Origin of the sequence: Myroides sp. N17-2, from assembly GCF_002286775.1 — a bacterium.
Classification (GTDB): Bacteria; Bacteroidota; Bacteroidia; order Flavobacteriales; family Flavobacteriaceae; genus Flavobacterium.
On record NZ_NSGJ01000026.1, the window covers coordinates 61,193 to 73,596 of the forward strand.

6 protein-coding genes are annotated in these 12,404 nt (G+C 31.3%); all 6 read left to right on the top strand.

The window, feature by feature from the left end:
• Positions 1-6: 6 nt before the first annotated feature.
• Positions 7-540, top strand: a complete 534-nt coding sequence (locus CF599_RS11875; protein WP_254050293.1) for a hypothetical protein — start codon at positions 7-9, stop codon at positions 538-540.
• Between the two features lie 17 nt (positions 541-557).
• Positions 558-1,355, top strand: coding sequence for a hypothetical protein (locus tag CF599_RS11880; protein ID WP_254050294.1), 798 nt, complete (start codon positions 558-560; stop codon positions 1,353-1,355).
• Positions 1,352-2,386 (top strand): hypothetical protein, encoded by a 1,035-nt coding sequence (locus CF599_RS11885; protein ID WP_121966238.1) that lies wholly within the window; start codon positions 1,352-1,354, stop codon positions 2,384-2,386. Before CF599_RS11880 ends, CF599_RS11885 begins: the two co-directional genes overlap by 4 nt.
• Complete coding sequence (locus tag CF599_RS11890; RefSeq protein ID WP_121966239.1) at positions 2,386-5,115, top strand: hypothetical protein; 2,730 nt, start codon at positions 2,386-2,388, stop codon at positions 5,113-5,115. The genes CF599_RS11885 and CF599_RS11890 overlap by 1 nt, the downstream gene beginning before the upstream one ends.
• 1,052 nt (positions 5,116-6,167) lie before the next feature.
• Complete coding sequence (locus CF599_RS11900) at positions 6,168-7,274, top strand: AraC family transcriptional regulator (protein ID WP_121966241.1); 1,107 nt, start codon at positions 6,168-6,170, stop codon at positions 7,272-7,274.
• Between the two features lie 379 nt (positions 7,275-7,653).
• Positions 7,654-12,404, top strand: a 4,751-nt coding sequence (locus CF599_RS11905) for a hypothetical protein (protein WP_143824820.1), incomplete at its 3' end; no start/stop codon positions are given.

A 12,404-nucleotide genomic window follows, 5' to 3' on the forward strand; every position in this document is an offset into this window, starting at 1 on the left:
ATAAACGTGTTTAAAAGATTTTTACTTACAATTTTATTTTTTTTTACAGCTTCTATTGTCTTCGGACAAATAGGTTCTGCAAGGACTAGAATAGTCTTAAATTTTAAGGAGCAGCAATCTCTTTTGGTTAGTCATCCTTCTGTTGATTTAAACTTAGATAAGGTGGATGTATATTCTAATGGGGCAGAGACGGGGAATTTAAAATCCCATCTTATTGTTAATTGTTCTACTCCATACGAATTATCTGTAAAAACAATAAATTCATATTTTCAATATGAGTTATCTTTGTCTTCTTTACCTGTTTCTATTATTAATCTCAAACCGAGTATCTCAAAATCAACATCTATAGATTCTCCCTTAAAATTAAACACAATAAGTTTAGCCAACACAGCGCAGGTGATCTTGCAATCAGAAAATAGAGGTAATAGTCAACAGATAGATGTTAATTATATAATTCCTAAACAGAATGTCTCTAGTTTACTAAATAAAAAGCCAGGGAAGTATCAGACTGAAATAATTTATACCTTGCTAGCTCATTAAACTAAATTTCTCCACGAATGATGAAAAAATATACAGTTTTATTTCTTTTACTTTTTGTTTGTTTGACTTCGTTTGCTCAAGCTGGTTTGTCCATTTCTCCAGGGAAAATATTTTTCAGAAATGCTCAAGGAACTGTAGCTACTCAGAAAGTTCGTATTGCTAACCCAAACGACAAAGCAGTAGAGGTTGGAGTTTCTTTAGGAGATTGGAATTATGATCAACAGGGAAGTAATAATGTTGTAGAAGCAAATAGTTTAAGTACTTCTGCTAGTTCATGGATTCAAATATTACCAAATTCGTATTTTGTAATGGAACCTAATGAAACAAAGGAAGTTGAAGTAATACTAAATGTACCTCAAAATCTAGCGACTGATGTGCCTGTCCATACAGCTATGATATTTTTCACCCAACTTAATCCAGGTGATGCGCTTGATGAAAATGGGGCAGCTATTAAAGTAACAGTACGAATGGGACTTAAGATATATCATGCTGATCAAAATAATGTGGAATCTATTGAAATTACAGATATCAAACCTAATAAAGGGATAGATGGAAGTAAACTAATAGAAGTTTTTTTTCAAAATGATGGTAAACTTTGGAGCGATGGTAGACTTGTAGCTAGTATCTTTAATCAGCAAACAGGGCAAAAAACAGTACTTAATACTGTTGATTTTTATAGTTTACCCAACGATTTGAGAAAGCAATCATTTGTTGTTCCAAATGAGTTAAATAAGGGGACTTATACTTTTATTGTTCAAATAACTTATGGCAAAGATAATACTGTAAAAGTTGCCGAACTTGACTTCACACTATGAATTTAAAATTCAAAACATACTTAGTTTTTAGTTTTCTAATGTTAAGCAATTTTGTTTTTGCTCAATATGATCTGAATATTTATCAAGGTGGTCAACCTTTTTTTAATTCTTATAATGATTTAAAAACAGGAAAAACTGAGCAGAAACAGATATCAGTTCAGCTGCGTAGTTTCTATGGTACTACTTTTCCCAAAAGGTGGAAGCTGACAGTAAGATTACTTGATGATTTCTCCGCTGGTAACTACAAAGTACCTGCAGAGATGGCTACTCTTAGTACTAATAAGCATGGAGGAAACTTTAACGAGTTAGCGTTGAGTGTTGTTGGGCGTGATCTGCCATTAAGTAAATTTCAAGAAAACGTAATAATAGAGAGCACCACACCATTAACTCAGGATAAAGTTTATACTTTATCATTTGATCTTACTATGCGTGGAGGAGAACATTTATTGACCATTCCCAATGACACCTATAGAAGTACTTATGAATTTTCACTGTATGATACTTCCTCGGGAAGAGATGAACTTTTAACTAGAAAGACATCTCCTTTAGGAGCAGCTCGCTTTCAAATAGAATATGTAGGAAATCAAGGTGATCAACTAGCAGAGCTTAGAAATGGAGCTAATGAATTTATTTTCAATTTTGATTCAGGAAGTGATATTGCTAAGGGTAAAACAATTTCAATTAAAAATGCTTTATATGTTAGGAGTTATCAAGGACATCAAGTTTTAGTAAAAACAGCAGACAACAATATGTATAATTTGACAATGTCAAATAGTTTACCTGTTTCTATTCTAAAACTAAAAGCAACTCTTAATAATTTTGAAGGAGCGAATGCTTCAGACTCAAGAGATGTACAAGTTTTTGGTCCTATCTCATTATCTTCACAAGAACAGGTGCTTGCTTCATTTCCTAGATGGAGTAGATCGATGTCTTATAACTTAGAATTAAGTATACCTCCTAATCAAAAGGAGTTACAACAGGCAAGTGGGAAGTATGAAACCTTTTTATATTTTGTAATTGTACCGAATTAATGTTTAAGAGATTATTTGTTTTACTGTTTTTCTGTTTTTTTGCTTTTGCAAAGGCTCAGCAAATTCCTGTGTATTTAAAATTTTCGGAAGGGGTTACTCAGGCTGATGAATTTGGCAATATTTCATCTATGGTAGAATTGTCTAATACAGCGGGTTTATTATGGACAGGAAGTATTAGAATAGAAGCGAGTAGTACAGATCTTCGCATTACAAGTTCTACAAATAGACAGGTACAAATAAACCAAGGACAGAGAATATTTATTCCAATTATTGCCCATGTTGATCAATCAACAAGTAGTGAACAAGATATATTTATCAGCGTAAAAATTCTTAATGATTTGGGACAGATACTTCAAGTAGCCCAACAAAAAGTATCAATACAAAAAAATAGAAGAATTCTGCTTTTAAACCTAGAAAAACAATTGCAGTTTGAAAAAGTAGGAGATAGTATTTCTCTTAAAGCAATTATTCAAAATAAGGGTAACACTTCAGAAGCACTTCACTATGTATTGACTTTACCTAGTCAATTAAATAAACAACGCACTATAAGTAATCAGATATCTTTGGCAGCACAAAGAGACACAATTATTGTATATAAATACATCATTTCAAAAGAAGCTCTCAAGTTAGAAGATTTTGATATTAATGCCACTCTATTATATCAAAATGGAGATTTTATATCACGTACAAATTACTCTGTTAGTTCCTTAAAGTCCAAACGTAGATTTAAAAGAGAAGACTCAAATAACGATCCTAATTACCAAAGGAATACTATTGAACTAAATCGTGTAACAGGCAATAATGTAATGACCTCATTTGAGTTGATAGGTTCAACAGATATTTACTTAAGTGAAAAAACAAAGATAGGTCTTACAGGGGATTTACTATATTGGGATCAAGAGAACAAGTATAATTTACGTCATTTTTTAGCTGATTTTAAAACTGAAAAAATACAAATTCAAGCAGGGAATATTTACCAAACAGGAGAGTTCTCCTTGCAAGGAAGAGGTATACAAAGTAAGATAAAACTAAACGATTCAATATCATTGAAAATAGGATATTTGGATAAAACATATCTTATTACTGACCCTACTGATCGTACAATAGGATATAATACTTGGTTTGGATTTGAATCGTTAAAACACAAGTGGAAACAATCTGATTTTTACTATGATTTGAACCATCGCTATAGTGAAAAGAAAATGCTTTGGTTTAATGCCTTTAATCTTTTTAATACTTCTAAGTTAGATGTAGAAGTAACTCATGGAATATCAAATATAGATACAAGACAAGATAATCAATTAGGTCTGTTTTTAGGAGTTAATGCTTATGCTAGGTGGGAGAAGTATCAATTACAAACTAATAGTTTCTTTGGTAGTCCTTATTATGCAGGTATTAGACAAGGGGCTTCACAAATTTCAAGTAGTTTTAGAAGAAATTTTGATAAACATTCTATAGGTCTTACTCAGAGTTTCATTAAATATGCACCCAAGTATAGTTATACAGATTATAACAATTCTCGTCAAGAATCTAATACAGTTGGTTTAAATTACAGTATACGATTTAAATCAAGTACATTTCTAGTCAGCCCTCGTTTTGTAAATGAAAAACGTTACAATTATAATACTCAAGGTATAGATAATCTTAATGCAATACGTTTAAACACTACTTTTAATGAGTATAATTATAAGAGTGGTCTAGGATTTAATCTAGCTGGAGATCTTGGTACTTATATTTCAGAAAATGCCTTAAAGAAAAACTTGCATTATCGTATTAATGCAGGTTTAAATTATAAAGCTTTTGACTTGGGGTTGAGTTACCAATTTAATTACAGCAATTTAAGTGAGGTGATAAACTATTCTTATTTGAATCTTGTTGATAATGATACTTATACGAATTTAATGCTAATGGGAAACTATAAACAACGTTTTTTCAATAATTACGTCGGAGTTTTATTAGGAGCTTACTATACTAAGACCTCGACTAGCGATGATCTTTGGCAAATAAATAGTCGTATTGAGTATAAAATAAGTAAAGACTTTGATTTGTATTTGACAACTTATAATAACTATGGAGGATATTCCTCAACTAATAAAACAAATTATATTCAACTAGGGGCAATCAAACAGTTAATGCCTTATAGAGTCTATCAAAAATCATATAATCTAAAAGTAATTGTTTTTTACAAGGATCAAAATAACCATATTCAAGTGGCAAGTAATAGAATTGTTTATATAAATAATAAACCTTTTATTACAGATAATCAAGGGGTAGTGGAGTATAAACGATTGCCTGTAGATAGTTATATTATCAATGTGGTTAACGATAAACAATGGTTTGCTAATACAGATAAAGTTGTATTAAAATCGGATTTAGTTCATGAAATTTATTTAAAACAAACAACTTCAATTTTAGGGTCTATTAAATATCAATATTCTGATAATGCTTACACAATCAGTAAGAATTTATCAGGACAACGTATTGTTGCACAAAATAGTTTAGGTGAGAACTTTACATCTTATACCTCTGATCAAGGTCAATATATACTTTATGTACCTCAAGGGGAGTATGTACTTACAATTTATCCAGAGAACAATAACTATGTTGAAATTCTAGATAATTCTGTTAGAATAAATACACAAATCAATAAGCCTAAAACCACTGATTTTATAATTAAAATTAAAGATAAAGAAGTTCAAACCAAGAAATTTAATCCAATATCATTCTAACTGATCAACTCAAAATTCTCTTTTCTCTTTTAAGCACTTATAGATTGAATAAACTATAAAAAAGTATAATTACTTTTCTTCTATATTTTTAGTTAAGAGATGTTATTTTAACTTCTATAAAGATGAAGGCTATGTTTCAATTTATTGTAAAAACTATTCATAATCATGTAGAATAGAGTAGTGTATGTTAAAAAATAAAATTAACATTTTTTATATATTAGCATAGTTTTTTGCTATTTATACCGCAATTTTTTTCGAAGTATTACTTTAAAGATACTATTTGATTTTAAGCAGCTTCTTTTTAAGAATATTTATAATGTTGTAGATGTATATATAACTTAATTGATTCACTAAATGAGAATAATCACAATATTAATTGTTTTAAAATCACATACTTTGTAATGCTATTATAAAAGAATGTGATGAGAGAAAAAATACTTTTTTTAAAGGTTAAATTACCTTGCGAATACTTCAATTTAATTTATTCGATGCTACTATTTATTGCAGCTTTCTATTGTCTGCTATTTAGTGATACTAGCTTTGTGATGTTGCATTTTATTTCATTGTACATTTTATTTAATGTATATGTAAATCAAAACGACTACCTTCTTAAGCATGAAACAATGATGCTTATAATACTGAATTTAATAGTGTGCTTAATTGGATTTTATGATGTTGTAAAGTGGTTGAGCTTTTCGACACATATTTTCTTTACAATAGTTTTTAGTTTATTTATAGGACTAAATAGAATTACTCTATTAAATTATTTTAAAGGTTTTAGAGAGCTAACTAACATGGTTGTTGTTCTACTTGTTCTTAATAGTACATTAGTTGCTTTTGAGGCTGTTAGTTTTAAATTTAGGTTGAATTATTTTGATTTATTTATTTATAAATTCATTTCCTTAATTGAGGTTGTCGCTTTTATAGTATTTTCTGTAAGTACCTTGATTTATCTTGTTTTTTACTTTAAAAAAATTAGTTCATCTAAAGATTTTTGATGTAGTCTATAATCTATTTTGTCTTAAAAGGATTAGTTACTATAATTTCTCTATATGTTTTTTATTATTTTATTTATTCTGTTAGTGGGACTTTTCTTACTAAAGAATAGTGGTTTTTATCACAAGTATGATAGAAGGTTCATTGAGGTTAGTTTCTTCATGTCAATTAACCTTCTACTTGGTGTTTTGTATAATTATTTTTCCTCTACAGACTTGCTCTTTATATCTGTGCTTTTGAGTTTGTTTAATGGACCATTATTGTATTATTTATTATTTGATAAATCTAAGTTTTTGTTTTATCAATTATATGTCATGATTCTATTGGTCTTTGTTTATATAATTGGATACTCATTTTATGTAGATAAAGAAGAGAGTGATCTTATAACTTTCAATTGCTATAGCGCTTTGATAGGTGGAAGTATTGGACTTACTTATCTTGTTAGTTGCTATTATTTCTTTGTTCAAACTTCTAAAGGTATTTATAATGAGAAGATAGTTGTGATCTTTATAGTAATCTTCTTGATTGAATCACTTCTTATTATTCCAGATTTTCGAAGTGGTGTTTTTGATATTAACCCATTATTAGGTTTTGTTGGCTGTTCACTTATACTAGTGGTTGTGAGTCAAATTTATTTATTGAATAAATATTTACAGAAACAATTCTGTATAACTAAATCTAATGATGATCTTTTGTTTTTAGAGCTAAAGAACTCTGTTGTGTATGATCTACCAGGTATTATTGATGTGGATCATGAGGTTTTAGTTAATGAAGTGCTTAGTATTAATACTAATGTAGCAGCTTCTGATTCGTTAGTTGATGAGACGGAATTATTAGTTATTAGTTCTGTCTTAAATGATGTTCTTATAGATAACAAGCTTTTTTTAGATCCAAATTTGACACTTCAAAAACTATCAAAGAGAACCGATATTTCAAGAGGAAGATTAACGGCATATTTTAAAAGTAGTGAGGCATCTAATTTTAGCAAGTATGTAAATCGTTTAAGAATAGAGTATGCTGTTATTTACTTACACGATAGTAATAATGATGATTTAAGCATTGAAAAATGGGCATTGTTATCAGGCTTTAATTCAAGAGTTACTTTTTATAGGTCTTTTGTTGGAATTTACGGATTCGCACCATCCGAACTATTAAAAAAATAGTTCACATAGTAAGAGGGAAATATTTGTCTCCTTTGTGTTTTTCTCATTTTACAACCTGTTTTGTGTTTCAAAATCTGATATAGTTGTTTCAAAATGATGTTTTAGGTGAAATATCGTAAAATTATCTTAAATAAAACAAAAGTTATTTAGAGTAATATCATTTGTTTAAGAACTGTCAGTATTGTTTAATAGAAGCATTTATAAGCACGAATTTTTGCAAATGAATAGCTGGCAATTTGATGTTAAATATTTGATGCAATTATCTAATAGTCACGTATGGTGATTTTTATATACCACAATTAACTTTGAGTAATAGTAGTTTTGACCATGTTTTTAAAACGAGATATCAATGCAATATCTCAAATCAAAAAAAAGAAATATGAAAAAAAGAGTACTATCTGTTGCAGCATTGCTTTTTGGAAGTGTCGCTGTTAATGCACAAGTAGGTATAGGTACTATTAAGCCTAACAAATCTGCTGAGTTGTTAATTGAATCTGCTAATAGGGGATTGCTAATACCTAATGTAGCTTTATTGGATACAAAAGACAAAACAACTATTTCAAATGGAAATGTTGAGAGTTTAATGGTTTTCGCAACTAAGTCTCAAGGAGATATTACTCCTGGGTACTATTATTGGAATATTAATAAGTGGGTACGTTTAACTGCAGATAAAGATATTCCTGGTATTGTGGTAAATAACTTTCAGGAAATTGTCAATATGGAAGGTGATAAAGTGCAAAATATCATTAAAAATATTGTTAGAAATACAGAGGGAAATGTTATCTATGAGGGGGATAAATTTTACCAAGTAATTAATAAGGATGGGAACATTATTAAACAAGAAATCACTGACAAAATAACACATATTGAATATGATGATTTAACAGGAGATTATATCTATTATAATGAAAATGCTGTCGATCGTCAAGGCAATATAGATAAAAACAAAGGAGTACGTATTCAAGTTAAACAGACTGTTATTAATAAATTCAAGGATATTATTAATGATCAAACTGTTCAGCAACATATTAATAATTTTTTAGAAGGAACTTATGTTGGTGGAAATGTTTATTATGATGGAACAAAGTTTACATATGTAACTAAAGCTGGAGAGACTAAAGAAATTACTATTAAAGAGATAGTAACTGCAAATGAAACAGTAACTACTTTAGTGAAAAATGGGGATGGTACTTATACATATACAAGTGAAAATAATACTAAAACTATTATAGATATACCATCTGAATTTGTAGAGCATTTTGAAAAAATAATTGAACAACCTGTAACAGTTGATGGAAGAACGTTTACTACAATAAATGATTATATTAAGTATGTTACAGAGAGTAAAGGTGGTTTCACAAAAATCGTATACAATAAAGATGGTGATGTTATATTTCAAGAATGGAATGAAACTAAACAAGAATGGGTAAATGTTGATAATTCAAAGTTTACAACTATTGTGAAGTCTAATGAGACAGTGACTCTACTAGTTCCAAACGCAAATGGTACTTTTACTTATTATAACGAAAAACAAATCGGTGCGGATGGTCAACCAAAAGCAGGAGAGACAGGAGTAACGATAGATCCAAAAGAGGTATCAGTAGCCTTAAATACTACGTCAAACAAATATGAGTTTAAGAACTCAAAAGGAGATGTTATTGGTGAGATTGATGCCAATGCAAATGCAATTGTCTACAACGATAACTCAACAAACCTAGGAGTAACAAATGTTCAAGAAGCTATCGAAAAGTTATTACAAAAGATAACTGAAGTAGCAGGAACAACAGGTGATTTATCAGTAGCAGGAGGACTTGAGTTTGTAGAAAAAACTAGTGGACTTGGCAAATTGTTAGCTGACGCTAAAATCCAGATAGCAGATAAGGGAGTAACAAGTGAGAAGTTAAACGCAGGAACAGGAGATGCTGATCGTGTAGGAGTAGCAGATAAAGATGGAAATGTAGTTTACAAAACATTAGACGAAGTGGTGAAGTCTAATGAAACAGTAACTCTACTAGTTCCAAACGCAAATGGTACTTTTACTTATTATAACGAAAAACAAATCGGTGCGGATGGTCAACCAAAAGCAGGAGAGACAGGAGTAACGATAGATCCAAAAGAGGTATCAGTAGCCTTAAATACTACGTCAAACAAATATGAGTTTAAGAACTCAAAAGGAGATGTTATAGGTGAGATTGATGCCAATGCAAATGCTATAACGTTTAATAATGCAACTAATGGGTTTACATCAACTAATGTACAAGACGCATTAGAAGAGCTTAAAAATACTATTAATACTAATAAAGGAGATTTATCAGTAGCAGGAGGATTAGAATTTACAAGTGGAACTAACGGTACAACGAAGCTACTTTCAGATGCTGGTATTCAAATAGCAGATAAGGGAGTAACAAGTGAAAAGTTAAACGCAGGGACAGGAGATACTGATCGTGTAGGAGTAGCAGATAAAGACGGAAATGTAGTTTACAAAACATTAGACGAAGTAGTGAAGTCTAATGAGACAGTAACTCTACTGGTTCCAAACGCAAATGGTACGTTTACTTATTATAACGAAAAACAAATCGGAGCAGATGGCCAACCTAAAGTAGGAGAGACAGGAGTAACGATTGATCCAAAAGAGGTATCAGTAGCTTTAAATACAACGTCAAACAAATATGAGTTTAAGAACTCAAAAGGAGATGTTATAGGTGAGATTGATGCCAATGCAAATGCCATTACGTTTAATAATACAACTAATGGATTTACATCAACTAATGTACAAGACGCATTAGAAGAGCTTAAAAACACTATTAATACTAATAAAGGAGATTTATCAGTTGCAGGAGGACTTGAGTTTACAGGCGGAACTAACGGTACAACCAAGCTACTATCAGATGCTGGTATTCAAATAGCAGATAAGGGAGTAACAAGTGAGAAGTTAAATGCAGGAACAGGCGATGCTGACCGTGTAGGAGTAGCAGATAAAGATGGAAATGTAGTTTACAAAACACTAGACGAAGTAGTGAAGTCTAATGAGACAGTGACTCTACTGGTTCCAAACGCAAATGGTACATTTACTTACTACAACGAAAAACAAATCGGTGCAGATGGTCAACCTAAAGCAGGAGAGACAGGAGTAACGATTGATCCAAAAGAAGTATCAGTAGCTTTAAATACAACGTCAAATAAATATGAGTTTAAGAATTCAAAAGGAGATGTTATAGGAGAAATTGATGCCAATGCAAATGCAATTGTCTACAACGATAACTCAACAAACTTAGGAGTAACAAATGTTCAAGAAGCTATCGAAAAGTTATTACAAAAGATAACTGAAGTAGCAGGAACAACAGGAGATTTATCAGTTGCAGGAGGACTTGAGTTTACAAGTGGAACTAATGGTACAACCAAGTTACTATCAGATGCTGGTATTCAAATAGCAGATAAGGGAGTAACAAGTGAGAAGTTAAACGCAGGAACAGGAGATGCTGACCGTGTAGGAGTAGCAGATAAAGATGGAAATGTAGTTTACAAAACATTAGATGAAGTAGTGAAGTCTAATGAGACAGTAACTTTACTAGTTCCAAACGCAGATGGTACGTTTACTTATTATAACGAAAAACAAATCGGTGCGGATGGTCAACCTAAAGCAGGAGAGACAGGAGTAACGATTGATCCAAAAGAGGTATCAGTAGCTTTAAATACAACGTCAAACAAATATGAGTTTAAGAACTCAAAAGGAGATGTTATTGGTGAGATTGATGCCAATGCAAATGCCATTACGTTTAATAATACAACTAATGGATTTACATCAACTAATGTACAAGACGCATTAGAAGAGCTTAAAAACACTATTAATACTAATAAAGGTAATTTATCAGTTGCAGGAGGACTTGAGTTTACAGGCGGAACTAACGGTACAACGAAGTTACTTTCAGATGCTGGTATTCAAATAGCAGATAAGGGAGTAACAAGTGAAAAGTTAAACGCAGGGACAGGAGATACTGATCGTGTAGGAGTAGCAGATAAAGACGGAAATGTAGTTTACAAAACATTAGACGAAGTAGTGAAGTCTAATGAGACAGTGACTCTACTGGTTCCAAACGCAAATGGTACGTTTACTTACTACAACGAAAAACAAATCGGTGCGGATGGTCAACCAAAAGCAGGAGAGACAGGAGTAACGATTGATCCAAAAGAAGTATCAGTAGCCTTAAATACAACGTCAAACAAATATGAGTTTAAGAATTCAAAAGGAGATGTTATAGGAGAAATTGATGCCAATGCAAATGCAATTGTCTACAACGATAACTCAACAAACCTAGGAGTAACAAATGTTCAAGAAGCTATCGAAAAATTATTACAAAAGATAACAGAGGTAGCAGGAACAACAGGTGATTTATCAGTAGCAGGTGGATTAGAATTTACAAGTGGAACTAATGGAACTACGAAGTTACTATCAGATGCTGGTATTCAAATAGCAGATAAGGGAGTAACAAGTGAGAAGTTAAACGCAGGAACAGGCGATGCTGACCGTGTAGGAGTAGCAGATAAAGACGGAAATGTAGTTTACAAAACACTAGACGAAGTAGTGAAGTCTAATGAGACAGTAACTTTACTAGTTCCAAACGCAGATGGTACGTTTACTTATTATAACGAAAAACAAATCGGTGCGGATGGTCAACCAAAAGCAGGAGAGACTGGAGTAACGATTGATCCAAAAGAAGTATCAGTAGCTTTAAATACAACGTCAAACAAATATGAGTTTAAAAACTCAAAAGGAGATGTAATTGGTGAGATTGATGCCAATGCAAATGCCATTACGTTTAATAATACAACTAATGGATTTACATCAACTAATGTACAAGACGCATTAGAAGAGCTTAAAAACACTATTAATACTAATAAAGGTGATTTATCAGTAGCAGGAGGATTAGAATTTACAGGCGGAACTAATGGAACTACGAAGTTACTATCAGATGCTGGTATTCAAATAGCAGATAAAGGAGTAACAAGTGAAAAGTTAAACGCAGGAACAGGAGATGCTGATCGTGTAGGAGTAGCAGATAAAGATGGAAATGTAGTTTACAAAACATTAGACGAAGTGGTGAAGTCTAATGAAACAGTAACTCTACTAGT

Bases quoted from the DNA above. Each gene is read 5' to 3' on its own strand.
- CF599_RS11880 (WP_254050294.1), top strand. From the start codon at position 558: ATGATGAAAAAATATACAGTTTTATTTCTTTTACTTTTTGTTTGTTTG.
- CF599_RS11885 (WP_121966238.1), top strand. From the start codon at position 1,352: ATGAATTTAAAATTCAAAACATACTTAGTTTTTAGTTTTCTAATGTTA.
- CF599_RS11890 (WP_121966239.1), top strand. From the start codon at position 2,386: ATGTTTAAGAGATTATTTGTTTTACTGTTTTTCTGTTTTTTTGCTTTT.
- CF599_RS11900 (WP_121966241.1), top strand. From the start codon at position 6,168: ATGTTTTTTATTATTTTATTTATTCTGTTAGTGGGACTTTTCTTACTA.